This window comes from Leptolyngbya subtilissima AS-A7 (assembly GCF_039962255.1).
Classification (GTDB): domain Bacteria; phylum Cyanobacteriota; class Cyanobacteriia; order Phormidesmidales; family Phormidesmidaceae; genus Nodosilinea.
Genome location: NZ_JAMPKY010000003.1, coordinates 121618 through 145755 on the forward strand (window position 1 = coordinate 121618; position 24138 = coordinate 145755).

General features: G+C 56.9%; 25 protein-coding genes. 17 read left to right on the top strand and 8 right to left on the bottom strand.

What is annotated here, in order from left to right:
• Nucleotides 1-166: 166 nt before the first annotated feature.
• The 3 genes from NC979_RS07905 to NC979_RS07915 form a co-directional block, all read right to left on the bottom strand.
• Nucleotides 167-751, bottom strand: coding sequence for a DUF981 family protein (locus tag NC979_RS07905; RefSeq protein WP_190514597.1), 585 nt, complete (start codon nt 749-751; stop codon nt 167-169).
• 277 nt (nt 752-1028) lie between these two features.
• Nucleotides 1029-1676 (bottom strand): ATP phosphoribosyltransferase, encoded by a 648-nt coding sequence (gene hisG / locus NC979_RS07910; RefSeq protein WP_190514598.1) that lies wholly within the window; start codon nt 1674-1676, stop codon nt 1029-1031.
• 97 nt (nt 1677-1773) lie between these two features.
• Nucleotides 1774-3009 carry an LL-diaminopimelate aminotransferase gene (locus NC979_RS07915; protein ID WP_190514599.1) on the bottom strand — a complete coding sequence of 412 codons (1236 nt, stop codon included), beginning with the start codon at nt 3007-3009 and terminating at the stop codon, nt 1774-1776.
• A gap of 189 nt (nt 3010-3198) precedes the next feature.
• On the opposite strand from NC979_RS07915, the gene purC reads away from it, so the two are divergent.
• The 13 genes from purC (at nt 3199) to NC979_RS07980 (ending at nt 16882) form a co-directional block, all read left to right on the top strand.
• Nucleotides 3199-3945: a phosphoribosylaminoimidazolesuccinocarboxamide synthase gene (purC, locus tag NC979_RS07920; RefSeq protein WP_190514600.1), complete on the top strand. Its 747-nt coding sequence runs from the start codon at nt 3199-3201 to the stop codon at nt 3943-3945.
• A gap of 127 nt (nt 3946-4072) precedes the next feature.
• Complete coding sequence (locus NC979_RS07925; RefSeq protein WP_190514601.1) at nt 4073-6448, top strand: BamA/TamA family outer membrane protein; 2376 nt, start codon at nt 4073-4075, stop codon at nt 6446-6448.
• Complete coding sequence (gene lpxC / locus NC979_RS07930) at nt 6448-7359, top strand: UDP-3-O-acyl-N-acetylglucosamine deacetylase (protein ID WP_190514602.1); 912 nt, start codon at nt 6448-6450, stop codon at nt 7357-7359. Before NC979_RS07925 ends, lpxC begins: the two co-directional genes overlap by 1 nt.
• Before the next feature lie 59 nt (nt 7360-7418).
• The gene (fabZ, locus tag NC979_RS07935) at nt 7419-7961 is read left to right on the top strand and encodes a 3-hydroxyacyl-ACP dehydratase FabZ (protein WP_431191037.1); all 543 of its coding nucleotides are present in this window, start codon (nt 7419-7421) and stop codon (nt 7959-7961) included.
• A 48-nt stretch (nt 7962-8009) separates the two neighbouring features.
• On the top strand, nt 8010-8834 hold the full coding sequence (gene lpxA, locus NC979_RS07940; RefSeq protein WP_190514603.1) for an acyl-ACP--UDP-N-acetylglucosamine O-acyltransferase: 825 nt from the start codon (nt 8010-8012) through the stop codon (nt 8832-8834).
• A 19-nt stretch (nt 8835-8853) separates the two neighbouring features.
• Complete coding sequence (gene lpxB, locus NC979_RS07945; protein ID WP_190514605.1) at nt 8854-10038, top strand: lipid-A-disaccharide synthase; 1185 nt, start codon at nt 8854-8856, stop codon at nt 10036-10038.
• A 135-nt stretch (nt 10039-10173) separates the two neighbouring features.
• Nucleotides 10174-10911 carry a MotA/TolQ/ExbB proton channel family protein gene (locus NC979_RS07950; RefSeq protein ID WP_190514606.1) on the top strand — a complete coding sequence of 246 codons (738 nt, stop codon included), beginning with the start codon at nt 10174-10176 and terminating at the stop codon, nt 10909-10911.
• On the top strand, nt 10908-11561 hold the full coding sequence (locus NC979_RS07955; RefSeq protein WP_190514607.1) for an ExbD/TolR family protein: 654 nt from the start codon (nt 10908-10910) through the stop codon (nt 11559-11561). Before NC979_RS07950 ends, NC979_RS07955 begins: the two co-directional genes overlap by 4 nt.
• A gap of 221 nt (nt 11562-11782) precedes the next feature.
• Nucleotides 11783-13027 carry an ABC transporter substrate-binding protein gene (locus NC979_RS07960; RefSeq protein ID WP_242023783.1) on the top strand — a complete coding sequence of 415 codons (1245 nt, stop codon included), beginning with the start codon at nt 11783-11785 and terminating at the stop codon, nt 13025-13027.
• Nucleotides 13028-13080: 53 nt separating this feature from the next.
• Nucleotides 13081-13980, top strand: coding sequence for a carbohydrate ABC transporter permease (locus NC979_RS07965; protein ID WP_190514608.1), 900 nt, complete (start codon nt 13081-13083; stop codon nt 13978-13980).
• 73 nt (nt 13981-14053) lie between these two features.
• Nucleotides 14054-14938 carry a carbohydrate ABC transporter permease gene (locus tag NC979_RS07970; protein ID WP_190514609.1) on the top strand — a complete coding sequence of 295 codons (885 nt, stop codon included), beginning with the start codon at nt 14054-14056 and terminating at the stop codon, nt 14936-14938.
• A 165-nt stretch (nt 14939-15103) separates the two neighbouring features.
• A complete protein-coding gene (locus tag NC979_RS07975) occupies nt 15104-16168 on the top strand; it encodes an ABC transporter ATP-binding protein (RefSeq protein WP_190514610.1) in 1065 nt (354 codons plus the stop codon).
• Nucleotides 16169-16237: 69 nt separating this feature from the next.
• On the top strand, nt 16238-16882 hold the full coding sequence (locus NC979_RS07980; protein WP_190514611.1) for an ABC transporter permease: 645 nt from the start codon (nt 16238-16240) through the stop codon (nt 16880-16882).
• A 239-nt stretch (nt 16883-17121) separates the two neighbouring features.
• On the opposite strand, the gene NC979_RS07985 is transcribed toward NC979_RS07980, so the two are convergent.
• Complete coding sequence (locus NC979_RS07985; protein ID WP_190514612.1) at nt 17122-18324, bottom strand: lanthionine synthetase C family protein; 1203 nt, start codon at nt 18322-18324, stop codon at nt 17122-17124.
• A gap of 245 nt (nt 18325-18569) precedes the next feature.
• Nucleotides 18570-18989 carry a DUF7919 family protein gene (locus NC979_RS07990; protein WP_190514613.1) on the bottom strand — a complete coding sequence of 140 codons (420 nt, stop codon included), beginning with the start codon at nt 18987-18989 and terminating at the stop codon, nt 18570-18572.
• A 160-nt stretch (nt 18990-19149) separates the two neighbouring features.
• Here NC979_RS07990 and NC979_RS07995 point away from each other — a divergent pair, with 160 nt between their 5' ends.
• The gene (locus tag NC979_RS07995) at nt 19150-19656 is read left to right on the top strand and encodes a hypothetical protein (RefSeq protein WP_190514614.1); all 507 of its coding nucleotides are present in this window, start codon (nt 19150-19152) and stop codon (nt 19654-19656) included.
• A 147-nt stretch (nt 19657-19803) separates the two neighbouring features.
• On the opposite strand, the gene NC979_RS08000 is transcribed toward NC979_RS07995, so the two are convergent.
• Genes NC979_RS08000 through NC979_RS08010 form a run of 3 tightly spaced genes read right to left on the bottom strand, consistent with a single transcriptional unit; the run spans nt 19804 to nt 22338 of the window.
• A complete protein-coding gene (locus NC979_RS08000) occupies nt 19804-20433 on the bottom strand; it encodes an ABC transporter permease (protein WP_190514615.1) in 630 nt (209 codons plus the stop codon).
• Nucleotides 20430-21389: an ABC transporter ATP-binding protein gene (locus NC979_RS08005; protein WP_190514616.1), complete on the bottom strand. Its 960-nt coding sequence runs from the start codon at nt 21387-21389 to the stop codon at nt 20430-20432. The genes NC979_RS08000 and NC979_RS08005 overlap by 4 nt, the downstream gene beginning before the upstream one ends.
• 31 nt (nt 21390-21420) lie before the next feature.
• Entirely contained in the window at nt 21421-22338 is a 918-nt protein-coding gene (locus NC979_RS08010; RefSeq protein WP_190514617.1) for a glycine betaine ABC transporter substrate-binding protein, read from the bottom strand.
• 314 nt (nt 22339-22652) lie between these two features.
• Between NC979_RS08010 and NC979_RS08015 the strand changes: the two genes are divergently transcribed.
• The 3 genes from NC979_RS08015 to NC979_RS08025 all read left to right on the top strand — a co-directional run bounded on the left by NC979_RS08015 (nt 22653) and on the right by NC979_RS08025 (nt 24076).
• Nucleotides 22653-23372 (top strand): hypothetical protein, encoded by a 720-nt coding sequence (locus NC979_RS08015; protein WP_190514618.1) that lies wholly within the window; start codon nt 22653-22655, stop codon nt 23370-23372.
• A gap of 135 nt (nt 23373-23507) precedes the next feature.
• Nucleotides 23508-23723, top strand: a complete 216-nt coding sequence (locus NC979_RS08020) for a hypothetical protein (RefSeq protein ID WP_190514619.1) — start codon at nt 23508-23510, stop codon at nt 23721-23723.
• Nucleotides 23724-23740: 17 nt separating this feature from the next.
• Nucleotides 23741-24076, top strand: a complete 336-nt coding sequence (locus tag NC979_RS08025) for a cupin domain-containing protein (protein WP_190514620.1) — start codon at nt 23741-23743, stop codon at nt 24074-24076.
• Nucleotides 24077-24138 lie beyond the last annotated feature (62 nt).

Below are 24138 nucleotides of genomic sequence, written 5' to 3' on the forward strand. Positions count from 1 at the left end.
AAAGGCTTTCTTTGAGTGTAAACAAAGATTAAGCTCAGGGCCACACCGGTTTACCCTGCTGTAGTGCGGCTCTGGGATGAAGGATTTTTGTTTAATTTTAGCGAGTGTTTCCACCCATTCCCCGTCTGGAGAAGGGTTTGGTTAGCTTGGAGACTGCGCAAGCCGGCTAAGGCTCGCCCCGCATCACCGGCGGCTGCCAGTCACTAAAGCCCTCTAGATGACCCCAGTAGCCCAGAAAGCCAACGAAGGCCCACACCAGCGCCGCCACCAGCAGGACTACAGTCCCCAGGATGCGCCAGCCTTTGTTGCTACGCAGGTACACCAGGGTAGGGGCTGCCAGTACCCCGCCCAATCCTGTCAGAATAAAGCCTAGCCCAGCTACTAATGGCTGTTGGGTTTGACCCAGATTAATGATGCGTGCCCCTATGACGACTGCGGTAAGGCCGGCAAAAAAAGCGTAGACTGCCAGCGAAAGCAAATCCCAGCCCTGAACGATCGCGATCGCAGTGGCCAGATAAAGCCCCCCAAACAGCACTGTGGTTTCGCCAAAGGAAATGTTGAAGCTGCCCGGTACGGGCCAGGTCAAGACCATGTGCAGGCCGGTGACCAGAGCGATCGCCCCCACTAACCCAAAGCCCGGTATCCACCGCTTGAGGTTGGCCCCGTCTAGCCCGTGATAGACAAAGTCGGCCAGCAGCACTAGCCCGGCCACCATGTTGATCAGCATGAGGGTGATGTAATCGATAAACATGACGGCAGCTTTTAGAGTGCGATGTTTTACATCCTACCGGGCGATCGCTTGATGTTTACGCTGATGCCGACGATATTTGAGGTTGATAACAGGCTGACTAGGCCACTGTTGGGGCTAGTGGCCTTTGTGGCGGTATCGCTGCTGACGTACAAACCGCTCAGCCGGATGAGGTGCGATCGCCGGTTAAGCTTCTATTGCTTATTGCATTACAAAAGCCCTCTGTCTTGTCGATAGAGGGCTTTACTGTTCTTGAAACTAACCTATCCAGCAAGACTTCCTACACAGTCACTGCCTCTGCCTGGGTGCGCACCCGATCGATCAAATCCTTTAGACCGTAGGGGTTGACCCGATAGCTCAGCGGGTGGGCAATCAGTCGGGCAGTGCTGTGGTAGAGCACCTCTAGCTCCATCAGGTTGTTTTCCTTCAAGGTTTTGCCCGTCGAAACTAGATCGACGATCGCCTCCGACATGCCCGTAATCGGCCCCAACTCTACCGAGCCGTAAAGAGGCACAATTTCTACCGGCAAATCTAGGCTTTGAAAGTAGTCGCGGGCGCAGTTGACGTACTTAGAGGCCACCCGGCTGTGGGCAGGCAGATCGAGGGCCGAGCGATAGGGGCTGGTGGTTTTGACGGCCACCGACAGACGACAGCCGCCAAAACCTAAGTCAGCCAAGTGGGCTACAGCGGGCTTTTTCTCGCGCAGTACGTCGTAGCCAACCATGCCGAGCTGCGCTTGACCGTATTCCACATAGACGGGCACATCCTGGGCGCGCACCAGTAGCCCTGTCGCCTGGCCCGAGGCGTCGGTAATTTGCAGCTGGCGATTAGCGCTGTCGAGAAACAGGCTAAAGTCGAGGCCAACAGCTTGGAGTAGGCGAATGCTGTCTTTGAGCATGCCGCCCTTGGGTAGCGCGATGGTGAGCATGGAAGTTTTCCTCAGCGGTGCTCTAAAGGAGGTTTGATTGGGTAAAAAGGCTAACTGGTGGGCACTGCCCACCCGACAGAAGCCTCATTGATTTGTCTTACACCCGGAATTTCTCAGTGACGCGGCGCATGGCTTCGTTCACGTTGTCGCGGCTGTTGAAGGCTGAGATGCGGAAGTAACCTTCGCCTGCGGCCCCAAAGCCCGAGCCGGGGGTGCCGACCACATGGCAAGTGTGCAAGAGCTTATCGAAAAAGTCCCAGCTGGTCAGGTCGTTGGGGGTTTTGACCCAGACGTAGGGGGCGTTGACGCCGCCATAGACAGCAATGCCTGCGGCCGTGAGCTGCTCGCGAATGATGCGAGCGTTCTCCATATAAAAGTCGATTAGGGCTTTTGTTTGAGCCTGACCCTCGGGAGAGTAAACCGCCTCGGCCCCGCGCTGCACGATGTAGGAGACGCCGTTGAACTTGGTGGATTGGCGGCGGTTCCACAGGCCGTGGAGGGCTATTTCGCTGCCGTCATCGGCTTTGCCCATGAGGGTTTTGGGGACAACTGTTAAAGCACAGCGAGTACCGGTGAAGCCAGCATTCTTCGAGAAGGAGCGGAATTCGATCGCACATTCCCGCGCTCCCTCAATTTCATAGATGGAGTGGGGAATGGTGGGGTCGGTGATAAAGCCTTCGTAGGCGGCATCAAACAGAATGATTGAGCCGTGGGCGCGGGCGTAGTTGACCCAGGCTTGCAAATGCTCTTTGCTGGCGACCGCCCCGGTGGGGTTGTTGGGGAAGCAGAGATAGATCAGATCTACTTTTTCGTGGGGGATGCTGGCGGTGAAGGCATTGGCGGCGCTGATCGGCAGGTAGGTGAGGCCGCCGTACTCGCCGTTTTCGTTGGCGGGGCCGGTGTGGCCTGCCATCACATTAGTGTCGACATAGACGGGGTAGACCGGGTCGGTGACGGCGATCGAGTTGTTGCTGCCAAAAATATCGAGAATGTTGCCGCAGTCGCACTTGGAGCCGTCGGAGATAAAGATTTCGCTGGCATCAATGTCGCAGCCCCGGCTCTGAAAATCGTGTTGGGCAATTTTTTCGCGCAGCCAGAGGTAGCCCTGCTCAGGGCCGTAGCCGTGGAAGGAGGTGCGATCGCCCATGTCTTCCACCGCTTTGACCATGGCGGTGCGGCAGGCTTCGGGCAGGGGCTCGGTCACATCGCCAATGCCCAGCTTAATAATCGGAGCGTCGGGGTTGGCCTCGGCAAAAGCGCTGACCCGGCGAGCAATTTCGGGGAACAGGTAGCCCGCTTTAAGCTTGAGATAGTTGTCGTTGATAGTGGCCATGGAGCGTTGCGCGATGGTGACAGTTACTTAACTAAGGGTACAGCGCGACGGGGGAGTAGGGGAGTGGATGGGTGGCGAGTAGGGGAGTGGATGGGTAGGGGGTGGATGGGTAGGGAGTAGAACTAGCTCATCCACCCATCCACCCCCGAGGACGCTAGTATGGGATGTCCCTGATACCGCCCCACGACTATGGTCCCTGGTGAATCTTTTGGCGAAAAACTCTACGAAGGCAAGGCCAAAATTATCTATGCCACCGACGACCCGGCGGTGCTGCTGACCTACTTTAAAGATGACGCCACTGCTTTTAATGCCCAAAAGAAGGGCCAGATAGTTGGCAAGGGGCACATCAACTGCGCTATCTCTACCTATCTTTTTAAGCAGCTTGAGGCAGCAGGCATTGAGACCCATTGGCTAGAAACAACGGGCGATCGCACCATGCGGGTCAAAGCCCTCCAGATCATTCCCCTCGAAGTCGTCGTTAGAAATTTGGCGGCGGGCAGCCTCTGCAAGCAGACCGGTCTGCCCCTAGGCCAGCGCCTCGATCCGCCGCTGGTGGAGTTCTATTATAAGGACGACGCACTGGGTGATCCGCTGCTGACGGGCGATCGCATTCGCGCCATGGCAATCGCCAGTGAGGAACAGATCGCCACTCTGCGCCGTCTTGCCCTCAGAATCAATCAAATCCTGACGGATTTCTTCATGGGTTGCGCTATCACCCTGGTTGACTTCAAGCTGGAGTTTGGCCTCGATACCCAACAGCAGATTTTGCTGGGCGACGAAATTAGCCCTGACACCTGCCGTCTATGGGATCAAACCACCGACGACGAAGCTCAACGGGTGCTCGACAAAGATCGCTTTCGGCAAGATCTGGGCCAAGTCGAAGCAGCTTACCAGCGTGTGCTAGAAAAGGTGGCGGCACAATCGGCCAAGAATTAGCACCATCAATGCGGTAGAATTTGTCCGATTGTGGGGGCAGTGGCCCGCCCAGGGCAGTTTTCCCTGGCTCTCAGCCCGGGAGAGGGTCCTTGATTGGTGTGTGGACGTGTTTAGCAGGTGTGTTTAGATGCGGGTTTCTCCTAATTATTTATTGGCCGTGTTGGCCACCTCTGGGCTGGTAGGGCTGATTGCTGCCCCGGCCCACGCCGATCCAGTCGCCCTAGAATTTGTCGTGCAGGCAGATTCCTCCGCAGCTGAACCCTCGGAGACCCTCGAACCAGGCTATAGCCAAAGTGCTGATGCCCTGGCTGAGCCTGTTATAGGTATCTCCGATCCCGCCAGCACTATCGACTTTGACCAGGTTCAGCCCGACCTCGGCCCTAGCCCAGTCGCCGAAAACCTCCAGAGTGCGATCGACGGCTACCGTTCTGTTGAAGGTGAGGCCGACGCAGATGCTGCCACTGCCCTCTCGCCCGCCACTAGCTCAGAGTCTAGTGTTGAACAGAGTGCCCAGCTAGAGAGTGCTCAGCTGGCTCAAACCCCCAGCACCCAGCGTGAAATCAGCCCCGAAGAGGCCCAGCGCATTTTAGATGGAGCCGTGCAGCGCCGTAGCCAGCCCCAGCCAGCCCCCACGCAAGAGCAACCCGAGACTCCTGAAGCCACACCCGCCGATGAGGAAGCCGACGAGCCTGCTGAAGAAGCTCCTGAAGAACCAGCCGCAGAGGTTGAAGAGCCCCGAGTTCTAGTCGCCGAAGTTCAGGTGCAACCCAATCAAGGCGAACTCGATCCGTCCCTTGAGAACTTGATCTACAGCGTAATTGAAACCCAAGCCGGGCGCACAACTACCCGTACCCAGCTTCAGCAAGACATCAACAGCATTTTTGCCACCGGTTACTTCGCCGATGTCGATGCCCAGCCCGAAGACACTGATTTAGGGGTGCGAGTCACCTTCTTGGTGCAGCCCAACCCGGTGCTCACCGACGTGCGGCTGGAGGGTAACGAAGTCCTGCCCCAAACCATCGTCGATGATATTTTCGACGAACAAAAGGGTGAGATCATCAACCTGATTGACTTTCAGGAAGGAATTCTAGAGCTCAACCAGTGGTACCAAGACCAGGGTTACGTGCTAGCCCAGGTGGTCGCCGCTCCCCAAGTCTCACCCGACGGGGTCGTCACCCTAGAGGTAGCAGAAGGGGTAATTGAAAGCATCGAGGTGCGTTATATCAACGACCTGGGTCAGTCTGTTGACGAGGAGGGCAATCCGGTGCGGGGGCGGACTCGGCCTTTTATCATTACCCGCGAGTTTGAGACCGAGCCCGGTGAAGTGTTCAACCAAGCCCGCATTGAGCAAGATTTTCAGCGGGTGTTTGGCCTGGGAATTTTTGAGGATGTGGTACCCGGGCTAGAACCTGCCGAAGACGACCCGCGCAAAGTTAAGCTGATTGTCAACGTATCTGAGCGCAACACTGGTTCTGTAGCGGCTGGTCTAGGCTTTAACTTTACTGGCGATCTCTTCGGTACGGTGAGCTTCCGCCAGGACAACTTTGGCGGCAACAACCAAAAATTCAGCGCTGAGGCTCAGCTCAGCACCCGAGACATTCTGTTTGACGTGTCATTTACGGACCCTTGGATTGCGGGTGATCCCTTCCGGACTTCCTACACTGTTAACGCCTTTGCTCGCTCAGCCAACAACCTCAATTTTGAGGACGGCCCTAACCCCATCAACCTAGCTAACGGCGATCAGGTGCGCATTCGCCGCCTGGGCACCGGCATTACCTTTAGTCGTCCCTTTGATAATGGTTGGACGGTGGCGGTAGGCACTTTGATTCAAAACGTGTCGGCTCGCGATGCCGATGGTAGGGTCAATGCTGTAGACGCCGCTGGCAACCCCCTGACGGCAAGCAGTCGTGGGGTTGATGACCTCTGGACATTCCCTGTCAGTGCTACTCTCGATCGCCGCAATGATGCCTTCAACCCCACCAGCGGCAGCGTTCTGCGGCTCAACACCGAGCAGTCGGTACCCCTAGGGCGGGGCAGCATCTTGATGAATCGGCTGCGGGGAAGCTATAGCTACTACATTCCCCTCAGACTGCTGAACTTTGCTGAAGGCCCCCAGGCATTGGCCCTCAACTTTCAGGCGGGCACCATTATTGGCGAATTACCCCCCTATGAGGCGTTTACTCTAGGCGGCACCAACTCCATTCGCGGTTATGACGAAGGCGAAGTGGGGAGTGGACGTAGCTATGCTCAATTCACCGCCGAATATCGCTTTCCGCTGTTTTCGTTTTTGGGCGGTGCTTTATTCCTAGATGTTGGCAGTGACCTGGGCAGCGGCAATGCCGTACCCGGTGCCCCTGGTCCGTCACGGGGTAAGCCCGGCAGCGGCATTGGCTATGGAGCTGGGGTACGGGTTTCGACTCCCCTGGGTCCTCTGCGGGTTGACTACGGCTTTAGCAATCAGGGCGAGGGCCGCATCCACTTCGGGTTTGGAGAGCGCTTTTAATGGTGCAAACAGGTCTTGACTCAGAGCGATCGACCCAGTCAAGCTGGGGCATAGCCGCCAGGCAAACTACCTTGGCCACTGTGGTAGACCGGCAGGGCATAGGCCTCCATTCGGGCCTTGCGACCACGGTTACCTTGAGGCCAGCGGCACCCGGCCAAGGGCGTTTCTTTGTTCGCACCGATCTGCCGGGCCAACCCTCGGTGGCTGCTAGCCTCGCCGCGGTAAACCCAACTGTGCTATCGACAGAGCTTTGCCAAGGGGAGGCTGCGGTACGCACGATCGAGCACCTGTTGGCGGCCCTAGTGGGGTTGGGCATTGACAACGTTCGCATTGATATTACTGGCCCAGAGGTGCCCTTGCTGGATGGGTCAGCCCTGGGCTGGGTAGAGGCCATTCGCCAGGCGGGGCGGCAAGAGCTTGAGGCACCTCGCACTGTAGCGCATTTAGAACAGCCGGTGACAATTCACCAGGGTGATGCCTTTGTCGCCGCTTTTCCGGCTTCAGTAGCACGGTATACCTACGGCATTGACTTTGAGGTGGCAGCGATTGGCAATCAGTGGTTTAGCTGGTCACCCAGTGCCGAACCCTTTGGCCTGGATGGATTTGCCACCACCATTGCCCCAGCCCGCACCTTTGGTCTGGCCCACCAAATCGAGCAGCTGCGCGCCAGTGGTTTGATCCAGGGGGGTAGCCTTGACAACGCTCTAGTGTGCGGTGAAGAGGGCTGGCTGAATCCACCCCTGCGGTTTGAGAACGAACCGGCTCGCCACAAAATGCTGGATCTGATTGGCGATCTGAGCCTGTTGGGCAGTTTGCCCACGGCCCATATTGTGGCCTACAAGGCGAGCCACCGTCTCCACGGTGAGTTAGCGGCGGCGCTAGTACCGGCTCTCGTTTATGGCACCCTCTAGTGGCAAAATCAATCTAGGCATATTTGCCTGCTGCACCTTACTGTACTGACTCACCTATTGTGATTGACGCAACTGCATCGAGCCCCCTGACCACGACCTTGGACGGCGTTGAAGCTGCTTCAGCGGCGGAACCGATGGCGGTTCCCAAGACTAGCTATAGCGCTGAAGAGATCCATGCCCTGCTGCCTCACCGCTATCCCTTTGCCCTAGTCGATCGCATTGTCGACTATGTTCCAGCCAAGCATGCCATTGGCATTAAAAATGTCACGTTCAACGAGCCTCACTTTCAGGGGCATTTCCCGGGGCACCCGATTATGCCAGGGGTGTTGATTGTCGAGGCCATGGCCCAAGTGGGTGGCATTGTGCTGATGCAGATCCCAGGAGTTCAGGGGTTGTGCGTGTTTGCCGGCATTGACAAGGTGCGGTTTCGTCGCCCTGTGGTGCCTGGGGATCAGCTGGTAATGACCGTAGAACTGTTGGCTCTAAAGCGGCAGCGGTTTGGCAAAATGCGGGGTCGGGCTGAGGTTGATGGGCAACTGGTCTGCGAAGGTGAGCTAATGTTCTCTGTGGTGGAGCCGGCAACAACTCCCCAGGGGAAATAGGAAAACCATGTGTCTACGTTGCAATCTCTGGGTTTTGGAGGCGGGCCATTGACTACCCTGATTCATCCCACAGCAGTGGTTCACGAGGGTGCTCAGGTGCACCCCAGCGTCAAGATCGGCCCCTATGCGGTGATTGGTGAGCAGGTAAGCATTGGCCCTGGCACCGAAATTGGCGCTCACGCAGTGATTGATGGCCAAACAACAATTGGGTCCCAAAACCGAATTTTTCCTGGGGCGGCCATTGGTCTGGAGTCGCAGGATCTCAAGTACGACGGCTCGATGAGTCGGGTGGTGGTTGGCGACAACAACCTGATTCGGGAATACGTCACCATTAACCGAGCTACCGACGCCGGGGCAGTGACCCTAGTGGGCAGCAATTGCCTGCTGATGGCCTACTCCCACGTGGCCCACAACTGCGTGGTTGAGGATCACGTCATTCTCGCCAACTCAGTAGCGCTGGCTGGCCACGTGTATGTGGAGTCGGGTGCGCGAATTAGCGGCATGGTAGGCGTTCACCAGTTTGTGCGGGTTGGGCGGCTGGTGATGATTGGCGGGCTCAGCCGCATCGATCGCGACGTGCCGCCCTTTACCCTGGTCAACGGCAATCCGGCTGAGGTGCGGGGGCTCAATCAGATCGGCTTGCAGCGAGCGGGTCTCACCGCTGACCCCCAGGCCTATCGTGAACTGAAGCAGGCCTATCGGTTGGTCTATCGTTCGGGCATATCGCTCAGTGAAGCGGTGAGCAAACTCAATCAGGATGAGTCGAACGACTTGGTGCGGCACTTTAGTGAGTTCTTGCGGGCCGCCCAGCAGCCCGATCGCCGCGGATTGACTCCCGGCCGCCGCCGCAACAAGCACAGCGATGATGAGTAGTTGGGGAGCCGCGTAGGGAATGGCTGACCTCACTCGGCGACGGATTTTTATCAGCACCGGCGAGGTGTCGGGCGATTTGCAGGGGGCGCTATTGATTGAGGCGTTGATGCAACGGGCGCGCGATCGCCACCTCAGCCTAGAGATCTCGGCCTTGGGTGGCCCCCGCATGGCCAAAGCGGGGGCCAAGCTAGTGGGCGAAACCACGGGCATTGGCTCGGTGGGCATTTTTGAGGCGTTGCCCTACCTGGTGCCGACCCTGCGTCTGCAGCGGGTGGCCAAGGCGGCGCTCGATGCCCAGCCGCCCGACATTGCCGTGCTGATCGACTACATGAACCCCAACCTGGTGATGGGCAACTACCTTAAAACCCATCATCCCCAGGTGCCGGTGATCTACTACATTGCCCCGCAACAGTGGGTGTGGGCCTTTTCTGAAAATGACACCCGCAAGTTGGTGCAGTGCAGCGATCGCATGCTGGCCATCTTCAAAGCCGAAGCCGACTACTTTCAACGATTTGGGGCTGACACTACCTGGGTTGGCCATCCGTTGGTCGATCGCTACCCTGGCCCCGCCGACCAGGCCGCTGCCCGTCAGCAGTTAGGTCTGCCGCTGGATACCCCGGTGGTGACGCTGCTGCCCGCCTCCCGGCAGCAGGAGGTGAAATATCTCATGCCGGTATTGCTCAAGGCCGCGCAGATCATCCAGGCCCAGTGCCCCAAGGTCACGTTCTTGCTGCCGGTGTCGATTCCGGCGTTGCAGGCCAATTTTGAGCAGGGGCTAGCCGCCCATGGGTTAAATGGTCGAGTGATTGACGAGGGCAGCCAGGGAGCGATCGCCGCCGCCGATGTCGCCATCACCAAATCGGGCACCGCCAACCTCGAAATTGCCCTAATGGATGTGCCTCAAGTGGTGGCCTACCGCATTCACCCTCTCAGCGCCCGCATTGCCCACTACTTGCTGAAGTTTGACGTGCCCTACGTGTCGCCGGTCAACCTGGTGGTCAACCAGCCCGTCGTGCCCGAATTTTTGCAGTGGCAGGCGACCCCCGAGGCGATCGCCGCTGCGGCTCTAGAACTGCTGCACAGCGAAACCGCTCGCCAGACCATGCGGGCAGGCTACGCCAAGATGCGCGAAGAGCTGGGGCCACCCGGCGTTTGCCAGCGCACCGCAGATTTGATCTTGGATGCTCTGCCTAAAATGTCGTGACGGGATGCCCTCGATATGAATCGACCTGAAACTGTTGAAGCGTCCCCAAAGTCACTACAATTGTTATGCTTTGCCGGAAAGAGGTCGCTCTGTCTCGTTTGACAGCCCGGTCCGGTGGTGACAGGAGGATCTTTAGTGAATATACCTGAGCTATTTGCCCGTGGCGGTCCTGCCATGTGGCCGCTGCTCCTACTCTCAATCTTGGCTGTGGGCACCATTTTGGAGCGCATCTGGTTTTGGTCGCGCATTTTGACCCGCGAACGCGAGGTGTCTGGGCGTGTGTTGGAGGCCGCCCGTCGCGACTGGGCGGCGGCGGCCGATATCTCTTATCGCTCTGCGGCACTGCCTATGGGGCGGTTTTTGTCGGCTCCCCTCAAACTGCAATCCCCCGATCCAGAAGTGTTTCGTCTGGCCCTAGAAACTTCGGCCAACGAAGAACTGCTGGCTATGAGCCGGGGCGAAAAAATTCTTGAGGCCGTTGCTACCCTGTCCCCTTTGCTGGGCTTGTTGGGTACCGTGTTGGGCCTGATCAACTCCTTAAGTTCTATTCAAATTACTGACCTGGGCAGCGGGGATGCCACCGCAGGTACCTCGTTGGGTATCAGCGAGGCGCTGATTAGTACCGCTACCGGCCTGATTATTGCTATTACCGCCCTAGCCTTTTATCGGTTGTTTCAGGGGTTTGTGTTTGGCCAAGCCAAGATGTTCCGCCAAGCGGGTAGCGAGCTAGAGCTGCTTTACCGGCAGAGCTGGGCCCATCTCCACGGGGTGTCGCCCATGCCAGTGCCGGTGCCGGTGCCCGCAGACGCCCTGGTTGAGCCAAATTCCTCTGTGCTCGATGCTACGCCATCTGCGGAGAACCCCTCACTATGAAAATAGATCTGCTCGACAATCCCTCCAGGGATGTGCACATCGAGATTGTGCCGCTGATCGACGTGATTTTTTGCATTCTGACGTTCTTCATTTTGGCGGCGGTGGGTTTGACTCGGCAGCAGGCCATCGACTTAGACTTGCCTACGGCCCAAACGGGGCAACCTTTGCCCGGACAGGTTGGTCAGGGGGCCGATCGCCTCTACGTCAGCATCGATGGCTTCGGCCAAGTGTATCTTGACCAGCAGCCTGTGCCCATCGAGCTGCTCAGAGATGTGCTGGGTCAGTTTAACCAAGTCAACCCCGGTGGGCTGATTGTGCTCTATGCCGCTCGTGATGCGCGCTACGAAGATGTGGTCGTGGTGCTTGATGAGCTGCGGGCTGTAGGGGGCGATCGCGTCGCCCTCGCCACCCTGCCTGCCGATACCACCCTTGGGCCAGAGGACGCTGCCCCTGGTGACGATCCAGCTCAGCTCCCTGAAGGGTTTCCTCAGCAGACTCCCGAGGGTCAGCTGCCGCCTGGTTTTGGTCAACCCGGCAGCCAGCCCCAATCGCCGACCTCGCCACTGTTTCCCAATGAGCCGACTGCGCCGTCCCAAGAACCGGCTTCGCCGCTCCAGCCTGCACCCCAGCCCAGTCCGGCGCGGCCTTAGGTCATACCTAAAGAGAAAATCTTTCCCTAGGTAGAGGTTGGGCTACTAGCATTCCGGTTTTATGAGGAGACCTGGGTTGGTCCTGTCGAAACTTCAGCTTCGACTTTGAATCAGTGGAATATTAGTTGGGTAGCCCGGGAACGTTCGATTTCCGGGCTTAAATTTTGCGTGAATACCGGTTTCCCTTTCTGAGACGCGGTCGGGTGCGTCTTAGCCGATTTTTGTTCGCGTTGGTTGCGATCGCCGCTACGGTGCTGGTCGGTGCCCATGTCTGGTCACAGCAGCCGGTCACTATCTCCTTTTTGCTGCGAGCGGTGGAAGCCGACCAAATGCAGGGCTTGGCTGAGCAGTTTATGGCCGAAAACTCCGATATTCGCATCGAGATGGTGCGCGGCCCCAACGCTGCCGACGCCGTCGAAAACCTTTACACCACCTCCTTTTTGCTGGGCGACTCGCCCTACGACATCCTCTTCTCAGACGTCGTTTGGATTCCCAAGTTTGCCGCTGCCGGGTGGCTAATAGACCTGTCGGACCGCGTCAGTGAAGCCGATCTGTCCGACTTTTTGCCGGCCGACGTGGCCGCTGGCCTCTACCAAGGTGGCCTCTACCGCATGCCATTTCGCTCCGACATGGGCATGCTTTACTACCGCACCGACCTGCTCGACCAGGTCGGGCTCGAACCGCCCGAGACCTTTGACGACCTGATTGCTGCCGCCGAGACCATCCAAGCCCAGACCGACGTGGACTGGGGATTTACGTGGCAGGGCTTGCAGTACGAGGGTTTAGTCACTAATTTTGTCGAAATTATCGCTGGCTACGGCGGTTTTTGGATTGACCCCACCACCCTAGAAGTGGGCTTAGATCAGCCCGCTGGGGTGCAGGCCGTGGAGTTTATGAAGGGCCTGATTGACCAACGCATTTCTCCCCCCGGTGTGACCAACTACATTGAGGAAGATTCGCTCCGCCAGTTTCAGAACGGCAATGTGGCCTTTTTGCGCAACTGGCCCTACGCCTGGGCCGAGGCCAACCGCGAGGGCACGCCTGTAGCCGGTAAGATTGCCCTCAAGCCCATGGTGCATGCCGCAGGCCAGCAGCCCGCTGCCTGCTTAGGAGGCTGGGGCTTTGGGATTTCGTCGACCACTCCTCACCCCGAGGAAGCCTGGCGGGTGGTGAAATTTTTTACTAGCCCTGAACCGATGAAAGATTTCATCACCGAGTTTGCCTATGTGCCTAGCCGCCGCGCCCTGTTCACCGATCCAGACGTGCTGGCGACGTTTCCTCACTACGCGCAGCTGTTAGAAGTGGCAGAAACGGCGGTACCTCGCCCTCCTGTCGGTCAATACGCCCAGGTTTCAGACATTCTGCAACGCTATCTGAGCGCGGCCATCAGTGACCAAATGACGGCTGAAGATGCCATGCGGGCGGCAGCGGGTGAGAGTCGGCGGGTGTTGGGGGTAGAGGGGTAGAAGGGTGGATGGGTAGGGGGTGGATGGGTGAATGAGTATGGGGACGAGGGCTAATGGCTAAGGACTATATTCGGCAGCGGGAACGGCGGACAGGGTGGCTGCTAATGTTGCCAGCGCTGCTGGTGTTGCTGTTGGTCTATGCCTTTCCGATTTTGAGGACTTTTTGGCTGAGCTTTTTTACTGAGAACCTCAGCACCAACCTAGAGCCAGTGTTTAGCGGCTTAGACAACTACGGGCTGATGGTGGGGGACGGTCGCTTCTGGCAGAGTATGCGGAATACGGCTGTGTTTACCCTGTTTACGCTGGTCTTTGAGCTGGGGTTGGGATTGATCATTGCCCTGGCCCTCGATCAGGCTTTTCGCGGGCGGGGCCTGGCGCGGACGATCGCTATTCTGCCCTGGGCGTTGCCCACCGCCTTAATTGCCCTGGCCTGGCGCTGGATTTTTAATACCGAGTTTGGCGTCTGGAACGACATGCTGATGCGATTGCATCTGATCGACAACCCGGTGAACTGGCTGGGAGAACCCTTTTGGGCCATGGTGGCGGTAATTGCTGCCGATGTCTGGAAGACGACCTCCTTTGTGGCGATTTTGCTGCTGGCGGGGCTGCAGTCGGTTTCTCAGGATCTGTACGAAGCCCACGCTCTAGATGGGGCTAGCCCCTGGCAAAGCTTTCGGCAAATTACGCTGCCGCTAATTGCGCCGCAGATTGTAATTGCCATGCTGTTTCGCTTTGCCCAGTCCTTTGGCATTTTTGACCTAATTCAGGTGATGACCGGTGGTGGCCCCGGCGGAGCCACAGAGACGGTATCGATCTACATCTACGCCGCTGTCATGCGGTATTTGGACTTTGGCTATGGGGCCGCCCTCGTGACGGTGACATTTTTGGTGCTGGTGGCGGTGGTAGGCCTGAGCTGGCTATACATCTCCCGACTCCGAGCTAAGACCGAGTAACCGTGGTCGAGTTCCTCCAGGAGCAAACACGTTAGCCTGCCCTACCCATCCACCCCCTACCCATCCACCCTCCATGACCACCGTCCCCCAAACTACCGCCCCTCCCCAGACCCCCGAGCGCAGCATTCCCTGGATGCGGGTGCTGCTGTGGCTGGCGATCGCGTTCACCGTCATCTTTAGCCTGGCGCCGGTGCTGTGGCAGGTGCTGACCTCGTTCAAGACCAATGCGGCCATCACCCAGACCCCAGTGGTCTACCTGCCGGGGTTCGGCCAGCTCACTTTGACCCACTATGCGGATCTGTTTCGACTCAATCAGTTCCACGTCTACATGTTCAACAGCGCTCTAGTGGCGATCGTCTCCACGGTGCTGTGCCTGGCGCTCGGATCTCCGGCGGCCTACGCCTTAGCCCGCCTGCGGATTCCAGGGGAGCAGGTGATTTTGGCGATCGTGCTGGTGGTGACCCTGTTTCCCTACATTTTGCTGTTCCTGGGCCTGCTCGAACTTGTGCGCGCCTTTGGCCTCGCCAACAACTACCTGGCGCTGATCATTCCCTACACCGCCATCAACCTGCCCCTGACGATTTTGGTCATGCGCAGCTTTTTTCAGCAGTTGCCCAAAGACCTGGAGGACTCGGCCCGCGTAGATGGCTACAACACGGTGCAAATGCTCTGGCGCATCGTGCTGCCCATGACCCTGCCTGCCCTAATCACCACTGGCATTCTGGCCTTTATCTTCGCCTGGAATGAGTACCTGTTTGCCCTGACCTTCATGACTCGCGAGGGCATGAAAACCATCCCCGTCGCCGCCGCCCAGCTCGGTGGCACCACTCTGTTTGAAGTGCCCTACGGTCCTCTAGCCGCCGCCACCGTAGTCGGCACCCTACCCCTAGTGCTGCTGGTGCTGTTCTTCCAGCGCCGCATTGTGCAAGGCCTCACCTCTGGCTCTGTTAAGGGGTAGATGGGTGGATGGGTAGGCGGGTAGATGGGTAGGCGGGTAGGCGGGTGGATGGGTAAATGAGTTCAACAACTTCACTCCCTCACCCATCCACGCTCCCACCCATCCACACTCCCACTCATCCACGCTCCCACCCACCCACACTCCCACCCACCTACCTCTACGATCATGGCTAAACTCGAACTCCAAAATCTCGCCAAAGCCTATAGCCGCGACATTGTGCCGGTGAAGCAGCTCAATTTGGTGGTGGAAGATAACGAGTTTTTGACCCTGGTGGGGCCATCGGGCTGTGGTAAGTCCACTATTCTTAGGCTGATTGCGGGGCTGGATCAGCCTACGGAGGGGCGGGTGATGATTGGCGATCGCGATGTTAGCCCACTGCCGCCGGGCGATCGCAATATTGCCATGGTCTTCCAGAGCTATGCTCTCTATCCCCACATGACGGTGCGCGACAATGTGGCTTCGGGGCTCAAATTGCGCCATCTGCCGGCGGGCGACATTCAAAAGCGGGTGCAGGAAGTCTCTGAGGTGCTGGGCCTCGACCCGCTGCTCGATCGCAAGCCTGCGAAACTCTCGGGTGGGCAGCGCCAGCGGGTGGCCCTGGCCCGCGCCCTAGTGCGCAACCCCGACGTGTTTCTGCTCGACGAACCCCTGAGTAACCTAGATGCCCTACTGCGCGAGCAGGTGCGGGCCGACCTCAAGCAGATTTTTGCTGACCAAAAATCACCTATTGTCTACGTCACCCACGATCAGACCGAGGCCATGACCCTTTCAACCAAGGTGGCGGTGCTCAACAACGGCTATCTGCAACAGCTAGGCCACCCCCACGATATCTACAAAACCCCAGCCAATCGGTTTGTGGCTAGCTTCATCGGCAGCCCTCAGATGAACCTCGTTACTCTTAGCCGCACCGGCAACACTGTTGCCTTGGGTGATTTTGCCATACCGCTGCCGGTTGGAGTCCAGGCGACCTCTGTGGTGTTAGGCATTCGCCCCGAGCATCTGCGGCTGCCCCGCGAGGGCGATGTTCACACCGTCAGCGGACAGGTGTTTCTGGTGGAAAACCTGGGCATGCACGACCTAGTCAGCCTGCGGGTGCAGGGCGACCCCACCCTGACTCTGCGGGCGCTGCTACCCGCCGATGCCGCCTGGAGCAAGGAAAATCTGAAGCTGGCGTTGCCGCCCGAGTCAATCCACTGGTTCGATGGCAATACCGAGCAGCGCCTTGGGTAATGTTCCGTGGAACTTTCCTGGTCACAAACTCGGGGTAATGTAGGGGCAGTAATGCCCTAGGTCTGTCCTATGCTGCAAAACGCCTACCAATATGCGCTAGATAATAGCGATCGCATCCTTACCGCTCTGCAACAGCACCTGCTGCTGGTGGCGGTGCCCTTGGCGATTGGGCTACTGGTGGGGTTGCCGCTGGGGTTGTGGAGTGCGCGATCGCGCCTCATCTCTACCGTCATGCTCAATAGCTTCAATGCCCTGCGGGTGATTCCTAGCCTGGCGGTGCTGTTTTTGGCGGTGCCCGTGCTGGGGCTGAGCTTTTGGTCGGCGGTGCTGGCCCTGACGCTGCTGGTGATGCCGCCCATTCTGATCAGCACCGACGTGGCCTTTCGCAATATCAGCCCCGCCATTCGCGAGGCGGCAACGGGCATGGGCATGCCCCCCGGCGACATTCTCAAAACGGTCGAAATTCCCCTGGCGCTGCCAGTGGTGATTGCTGGCATCAAAACCGCCGCAGTGGAGGTGATCGCCAGCGCTACTCTGGCCGCCTTTGTGGGAGCGGGTGGGTTAGGAGCGTTTATTGTACTGGGGTTCGCCGCTTACGATCCGGCGATTTTGCTGGTGGGGGCGGTGCCGGTGGCGCTGCTGGCGCTGCTGGTGGAGGTAGGGTTGAGTGCAGTGCAGCGAGCTGCGCAGCCTCCAGGAGTGCGATCGGTTTAAGGTTAATTTAGCTTGATGGATTTAGCAGTCCTAGGTGAGTTCTGCCTAGATAACGTTTCTAGTCACACAACCAGACATGCAGCGAATGCACAATAAGTTTAGCTGTCAGTGTTGATGAAGTTTCTGCATATTAAACTGCCCAATAACTGAAAGGGAAAGCTACTTTTCTAGATCTGATCAAGCTGTGTTTGATAATTGTGGAATACGCTGCCTTCGATTATAGGGTTGCTAAAACAGCACTAGAAAATATCGATCGTAGGAAACTGAGATTGTGCTTGCAAGCAGTCCCACAGATATATTGCTAGACCGAGGTCTCCTGTCCAGAGGGGATAGCGCAGCTGTCGATAGAGTTGTTGCGACAGTTGGTACTGTTCGATTGCATGCATCGCGAAGACTCTAGCGCGATCGAGCCACATCTGATTGCCAGTTCGGGTAAACAACTTGAGAAATGCGTAGCCATTACCCCCTGTACCATGACACAGATTTGATCCCTTCTTTAATGGACCTGCTTGCCAAGTCAGCTCTCCACCTTGCTCTAAAATGCGATCAAATTGCTCATTGACCCCTCTTGGTAGCGTTGCCAAAGCCGTCACCATTCCGGGCGCTCCATGACAGTATTGCACTAAGTTTGGAGCTTGACGAGTATGGGCTTTGTCGTAAATAGCTGGCCAGTTTGCTGCGCCATCGTCCGTCACTGCGGTTTGAATCACAGTTATCATCGCTTGGGTTGAGATGTCTTGAAATTCCTCATTGGTTAATAGGGACTGTCCGACAAGCAATGGTGTTAAATTACTGGCAAAGCCATGTACAGGTCCCAACCACTGTTGTTGGCCACCGTACAAGTCGATTGTCCACAGGTATCCAATTTCACCAACAGGTTGCCACTCCTGTAGCAGTAAACTTGCTTGCAGTTTGAAAACCTCTTGCCATCTTGATTCTTGCGTCCACTGATACATAAAGTAAGCCGCTAGCATCGACCCGGCTATGCCCCACATCAGCTCTCGAACGGGCTGGGGGTCATTCTTATGAATCGATTGCAAAATTTGGATGGCTTTGTCTTCTGAGGGAGATAATTTATACTGCAGCAGCAGTAGTGGCAGTTCTCCAAACAAATAAGACGACTGCTCGGGATAGGGACTGACTTTGGGATAACGCTGCTGATTTTGTTCTAATGACTCATTGAGATGAGTCGTGACATCAATGGTTGAGTCAATTGCTCCAACTGTTTGCAGATACTGGATCGCCCATAGAACGCCAGCTTTACCAAAATATAGGTCGCTGCCAAATGCTTGATCGTCCATCGGGTGCCCATTCAACAACGGCATAGTTTGCAGTTGAGTAATGGTTTCACGGGCGATCGCACAAATTGCTTCTTGAACCGCATTCGGCTCCCAATCGAGCTGCAAGAGTGGATAGTGTCTAGCTGGATCAAACAGTGTCATTTTTCTTGTCTTATGAGTTAAGACCGAATGTTATCTGCGCGTTGTTATCGACCACTTGTTGAAACTAGATTTCAGATTGGGAGAATCAATGAGTTCATTCCAATGCCTTCCAGCTACTTTTAAGTAAACAGCTTTGAAGTCTAACGACCCAAGCTTAGCGACCCGGCGCACGGAACGCAACGATCGCAACCGCACCGCTGTAGCTGGGTTCGCTGCAGCGCATGGTCAGGCGATGTCATTGTTGGTCACGGAGCCGTCTGCATAACTGCATCAACAAACTCTTTGGGTGGAAGGTAGTCATGAGCCTCGACGTGATGCAGGATCATGACGGGTGAGGCGTAAATGCGACCATTCAGTCCCATGACACGAATCTCGGCAGAACTAAAACGCCCGTCTTCAAAACATGAGTGATACAACGCCTGGTCCTGCTCGGTCCAGTTTCCTGATGTCAGCAGTGAGTGAAGCTCGGGACAAAATGGGCAAACTTCGAACCCCCGCATCTGCTTCACGCGAGTGCGAGATAAAAGCCGAAGACGGTCTAAGAAACCCAGTGGTGGAGTCTCTTTGGTGAACTCGTGCTCCGCGTCGAGCCACCCGATGTTAAGAGCAGGTGGCTCGCCTTCCTCGACGTAGTATTCGTATGGTGTCAGGTCAGGAAAATACATGGCGTGGTAGTCGCATAACGGCTGAGCTAACCGGACGACAGCGAACTCTACCACTCAATCAGACTTATACTGCGTTCCGGTTCAGCGATTGGTTGGCTGGCACTATGCAAGACAATTAAAGCACGCGGGCATACTGAGAATACTATTTCTCTATAGACTAATGCTTATTCGGCGGTCACCTTACTGCTTAACGCTATATATAAGTTCCCTGGGTATCAGAATCACAGCTGGCTTTATCATCGGTTTAGGTATTTTCCTCCTGTTTTCAATCCGTCTTGAAAACCTGGCTCCTTTATTTTCCGCTGTACTGATGATCCTTGGCGGGTTGTTGTTTCTACAACAATGTGGAGGAGTAACGATTGTCTACTTTGATAAGCAAAAAGACCTAATCAGCGTTCATCATCAGAAACTTTTAGGTGCAAAAACAGAGAGTTTTGATATTCCACTCAAAGATGTCGTCGATGTTTATGTGGAACAAAACTCTGATGTTTCTTTAGAGGAAGGATGTAGAGGAGAAAAACGGGTTACAACTCATTACTTCCGCTTGCTGATCAAGATGCGCGAGGGATATTCTTTGCCCTTAACTCGTTCTGGTGATGGTGGACATGATGCAGAGAAAAAGCATCAAGTAACTGCACAAGAAATTAGACAGTTTCTAAATCTCTAAAGAGGTATCCTTAATCCGATCAAAGCTATCAGAGAAAATTTCTTAATGTATTAGCTGACAACTTTTATGCCGACAGTTGCCGTATAATTGTCCTTTCAAAGTAAGTTATACGAACAGTGGCTTCGCTAGCCGTAACTACTGTCTTACTCACTGCTTGAGTCGTCGCTGGGGTTGGGCGTAGTGCTCTAGGGCCAGCAGCAGCCCGTTGATCACCAGAGCTAGAACTGCTACCGCGATCGCACCCGCCACAATCTTGTCATAGCGACTAGTTTGGATGCCATCAAACAGCAGCTTGCCTAGACCGCCAGCGTTGAACTTGGCCCCAATAGTGGCGATCGCAATGGCCACGATCGCCGCAATTCTCACCCCGGCCAAAAACACCGGCAGCACCAACGGCACCTGCACCCGCCACCAGCGCTGGGCCACGCTCATGCCCATGCCCCGCGCCGCTTCTAGCACCGCCGGGTTGATGCCCGCCAGCCCCACCGTCAGGTTGCGCACCAAAATCACCTGGGTGTAGAGCACCATGGCCACGATCACCGAGGTGGCATTGAGGCCAAACAGCGGCACCAAAAAGATAATTAGCGCCAGGCTGGGGATGGTGTAGAGCACCCCCAGCCCGCCGAGCACGGGCACCGCCAGCCAGCGCAGGCGCGAGACCAGCAGGGCGAGGGGAACCGATAGGGCGATCGCAATGCCCAGCGCAATCCCTGTCATCCGCAGGTGTTGCAGCAGCAGAGTCAGCACGTCGCCAGGGTTGCTCAGCAGATAGCTCATCGCCCGTTCACCGCCGACTCGCGAATGTGGTCGAGGGTGAGCAGACCCACCGGGTTGCCCCCTTCTAGCACTGTCAGCGCCGGTGCCCCAGTTTTAAGAATCAGCGACAGCGCATCCCGCAGGCTATCTAGGTGGGAGAGGGTGGGGTTGTGGCCGTTGCTGTAGTTGGGCGGCAGCGCCATCATCGCCGAACCCACCCGCAGCAGACCCAGCTGGCGCACCATGTCGTCGGCCCCTAGCAGAGTGTGCACAAACTCATCAGCGGGTTTAGTCAGCAGGTTAAAGGGAGTGTCGAACTGCACCACTTCGCCCAGGCGCATGATCAAGATGCGATCGGCCAGGCGTAGGGCCTCTTCCACATCGTGGGAGACAAACAGAATTGTCTTTTTAAGCTGGCCTTGGAGGCGCAAAATCTCGTCTTGCAAGGCTGTGCGCGTGATCGCATCGATCGCTCCGAAGGGCTCATCCATCAGCATGATGGCGGGGTTGCCCGCCAGCGCTCGAGCAATGCCTACCCGCTGCTGCTGTCCACCAGAAAGTTGAGCGGGGTAGCGATCGCGAAATTCTCCCGGCGATAGCTTTACCAAGTCCAGCAGCTCATCGATGCGGGCCTGAATTTTGGGTTTGGGCCAGCCCAGCAGCTTGGGTACCACCGCCACATTGTCGGCCACCGTCATGTGGGGAAACAGCCCCGACTGCTGAATTACGTAGCCGATCTGCTGCCGCAGCTTGGTCGCCTTCAGCTGGCGAATATTTGTCTCGTCGAGAAAGATGTTGCCGCCAGTAGGTTCGTAAAGGCGGTTTACCATCTTGAGCAGCGTGGTTTTGCCACAGCCCGAAGGCCCCAAGATCACCACAATCTCGCCCGAACTGACCTGGCAGGTCACCCGGTTCACGGCCGGGCGGGCACCCCCAGCAAACCGCAGCGAAACATCGTCAAACTGGAGGTTGCTCATGGCTTTTCTTGGGGGGCTTCTCGTTAGGGAGCTACTCTGAAACTAGACCCGCATCGACCAAAAATTCGCGCGCTACTTCTGCCGGTTCACGCTGGTTGCCGCTGACCTCGTAGTTGAGCTGGCGCATGACCTCGTCGTTGAGTAGGGGCGAAACCTGATTGAGGGCCTCAGCGATCGCAGGGTTAGCATCCAACGCTGCCTGGCTGACAATGGGTGCCACTTGATAGGGCGGAAACAGCCCCTTGTCGTCTTCGAGCACCACCAGGTTAAAGGCGCTGATTTCGCCATCGGTGCCAAAGGCCACGGCCACGTCGGCCTCGCCATCCACCAGCCCCTTGTAGCGCAGACCCGCATCTACAGCCTTATATTCTTTGACCGAAAAATCGCCGTAGGCCTCTTGCAGACCGGGAAGACCGTCTTCGCGCGCCTCAAACTCTGGTGGCCCAATCAGGGTGAGGTCGCTGGCTTGGGCGGCGAAGTCGGAGATCGTGCGAATGCCCAAGGCCTCGGCTCGTTCCTCGGTCATGGCCAGGGCCTGGGTGTTGTTCATTGGTGAGGGGTCGAGCCACACCAGGTTAAATTGCTCTTGGTAAGCCTGCTTGACGGTGTCGAAAACCTCTTGCTGGTCGCTGCTGACCGGCTGCTTGAGGACGGTGAGTAGCGCGGTGCCGGTGTACTCGGGGTAGAGGTCGATTTCGCCGCTCTCGATCGCGGCCTGGGCCACCGGAGTGCCCCCCAAGTTGAGCTTGCGCTCAACGGTTAGGCCGTTTTCTTCAAGCACCAGGGCGTACATCTCGCCGATGATCAGCTGCTCGGTAAAATCTTTTGAGCCGACGCTGACAACATCACCGCCACCTCCGCCATCACCGCCACCGCCGCAGGCCACTGCCACCAGCGCTGTCGCTACCCCCAGGCAGGCCTGGCTAAACCACCGTCGAGTTAACGTCATAGGGTTAAAAGGGCTGAAAACTGGATAATTCTGGCATTGCGCCACCATTCCCCTGAGAATATCACAGGTCTTTTAGGCACGGGTTTTTGCTAAACAATTCTCCCTCAGCAGGGAGAGCTAGGGCCTACTCTGCCCAGAGCAGCGCTCAGGGTCATGGGGTACGAAGGTTGGGAAGTGCAGCGTGAAGCCTGCGGTATTCGGGAATCGCATCGGCTCGTTTGTACCTGTCCCGTTTCGACAGTATTTTGCTGTCGCCGATGACAGCGGAGTCTGAGTTAGGCCACTCTGGGGTAGCGTTATAGCCATCTGCCCCTATGTCTAGCCACAACATGCCTGCGAGCAAACCTGCGGCTCACGCCCTGGGTCAGCGCTTCACCCGTCGCCCTAGATGGAGAACTCTACTGCTGGGTTGGGCCATGCTTGCCGCTTTGGGCTGGCTGGGGTATTTACCCTTTGTTGGGGGGGCTGTACCCGGCATTCATGGGTTGGCTTGGGTTTACAGCAAACTCTTTGCGATCGCGCTGCTGACCCTGCTTGCCGTGATTGTTTTGCTGATAGTAGGTGGCTTGGCCCTCTGTCTGCTGCTGCTCCTAAGCTTTAACCTAAGCTGGCGACAGAGTGCTCGGCGGGGCGCAGCAAAAGTGGTCTGGCTGTTGGTCACAGGCGTCCTTTTGCTGGTGGCTTTGCTGCCGGCCTTGTTAGCAGGCTATGCTCCCCAGGCTAAACAGGACATCGCGCCCTGGAGTGTTACCTATCGCACGGTGTATGTGGCCTTTCCCCTCGATGACAACTACGGCGACCTGATGCTGCTCAGCTGCCGATCGCTGGGGCCGTGCCATCAGGTCTATCGCGGCTATACCGATATCGTTTCTGCGGGTGATGCTGCTCTGGCGTTTAACGCTGTGACCAACCAGGTAGCGCTGAACTTGCAGGGGCAGTGGGTCTATGTTCGATCGCCCGACAAAGAGCTTTGCAGTCGATCATCGCAACTTACAAACGGCAACGGCTCCTGTAGCTTTGTGCCTAACGAGTAAGACTCAGATAGATTTGTAGCGCCTTAGCAAGGACAAACTTAGCCAAATCGCTTCTATATGTAGAGCCGTGAAGCAAACGAGGTTGGAGATTTCGGGTCACCCTACAATGAGTCCATACCTTACCCATTTGAACCTATGCCTGTAGAAACCGTTGGTACCCCGCCCCCCGAGGCCGATCAGGTGCGCTCTGTGCTGGAGCAGCAGCTGCCAGAAATTATTGCCAGCTTTAATCAAGTGCTGCGAGAGCAGTACGGAGTAGAGGGCGTTAGCGTGGGCGGGTTCACCGTGGTACCCGAGAGTGCGGTGGCGTCTAAAGTCACCTGCGACCAAGACAGCTGCACGATTAACTAAGCTGTCTCGGGTCCGCTATGCCCCCCGTGCCACAGTCCGGCAATCTGTTTCAGCTGCCCGATCCGTTACCGACGGCGGAATTGTTTACCGCCCTGTTTGAAACGCCCCAGCTGCGGATTGAGCGCATTCTCTCGATCGGGCAGACCACACCCCCCGACGAGTGGTACGACCAAAGCCAGGATGAGTGGGTTGTCCTGCTACAGGGAAGCGCCACCCTCACCTACGAGGATGGCGCTTCTTTAGTACTGGGGCTAGGAGACTATGTGCTCATACCCGCTCGCAGGCGTCACCGGGTCGATTTCACTAGCAGCGAGCCGCCCTGCATTTGGCTGGCAATTCACAGTTTTGGGTAAGCAGTCCAGCTGCGAAGTCGCTCTAGTAAAGTGTCAAGACTGGAAGTCAAGGTTTCTCATCG

Excerpts from the sequence above, each read along its gene's own strand:
- NC979_RS08010 (WP_190514617.1), bottom strand. The coding sequence starts at position 22,338 with ATGACGTTAACTCGACGGTGGTTTAGCCAGGCCTGCCTGGGGGTAGCG.
- NC979_RS07965 (WP_190514608.1), top strand. The coding sequence starts at position 13,081 with ATGGCTAAGGACTATATTCGGCAGCGGGAACGGCGGACAGGGTGGCTG.
- NC979_RS08020 (WP_190514619.1), top strand. The coding sequence starts at position 23,508 with ATGCCTGTAGAAACCGTTGGTACCCCGCCCCCCGAGGCCGATCAGGTG.
- NC979_RS08005 (WP_190514616.1), bottom strand. The coding sequence starts at position 21,389 with ATGAGCAACCTCCAGTTTGACGATGTTTCGCTGCGGTTTGCTGGGGGT.
- NC979_RS07995 (WP_190514614.1), top strand. The coding sequence starts at position 19,150 with ATGCTTATTCGGCGGTCACCTTACTGCTTAACGCTATATATAAGTTCC.
- NC979_RS07980 (WP_190514611.1), top strand. The coding sequence starts at position 16,238 with ATGCTGCAAAACGCCTACCAATATGCGCTAGATAATAGCGATCGCATC.
- NC979_RS08000 (WP_190514615.1), bottom strand. The coding sequence starts at position 20,433 with ATGAGCTATCTGCTGAGCAACCCTGGCGACGTGCTGACTCTGCTGCTG.
- NC979_RS07975 (WP_190514610.1), top strand. The coding sequence starts at position 15,104 with ATGGCTAAACTCGAACTCCAAAATCTCGCCAAAGCCTATAGCCGCGAC.
- hisG (WP_190514598.1), bottom strand. The coding sequence starts at position 1,676 with ATGCTCACCATCGCGCTACCCAAGGGCGGCATGCTCAAAGACAGCATT.
- lpxB (WP_190514605.1), top strand. The coding sequence starts at position 8,854 with ATGGCTGACCTCACTCGGCGACGGATTTTTATCAGCACCGGCGAGGTG.
- NC979_RS07925 (WP_190514601.1), top strand. The coding sequence starts at position 4,073 with ATGCGGGTTTCTCCTAATTATTTATTGGCCGTGTTGGCCACCTCTGGG.
- NC979_RS07990 (WP_190514613.1), bottom strand. The coding sequence starts at position 18,989 with ATGTATTTTCCTGACCTGACACCATACGAATACTACGTCGAGGAAGGC.
- NC979_RS08025 (WP_190514620.1), top strand. The coding sequence starts at position 23,741 with ATGCCCCCCGTGCCACAGTCCGGCAATCTGTTTCAGCTGCCCGATCCG.
- NC979_RS07905 (WP_190514597.1), bottom strand. The coding sequence starts at position 751 with ATGTTTATCGATTACATCACCCTCATGCTGATCAACATGGTGGCCGGG.
- NC979_RS07915 (WP_190514599.1), bottom strand. The coding sequence starts at position 3,009 with ATGGCCACTATCAACGACAACTATCTCAAGCTTAAAGCGGGCTACCTG.
- purC (WP_190514600.1), top strand. The coding sequence starts at position 3,199 with ATGGTCCCTGGTGAATCTTTTGGCGAAAAACTCTACGAAGGCAAGGCC.
- NC979_RS07985 (WP_190514612.1), bottom strand. The coding sequence starts at position 18,324 with ATGACACTGTTTGATCCAGCTAGACACTATCCACTCTTGCAGCTCGAT.
- NC979_RS07970 (WP_190514609.1), top strand. The coding sequence starts at position 14,054 with ATGACCACCGTCCCCCAAACTACCGCCCCTCCCCAGACCCCCGAGCGC.
- NC979_RS08015 (WP_190514618.1), top strand. The coding sequence starts at position 22,653 with ATGTCTAGCCACAACATGCCTGCGAGCAAACCTGCGGCTCACGCCCTG.
- NC979_RS07955 (WP_190514607.1), top strand. The coding sequence starts at position 10,908 with ATGAAAATAGATCTGCTCGACAATCCCTCCAGGGATGTGCACATCGAG.
- lpxC (WP_190514602.1), top strand. The coding sequence starts at position 6,448 with ATGGTGCAAACAGGTCTTGACTCAGAGCGATCGACCCAGTCAAGCTGG.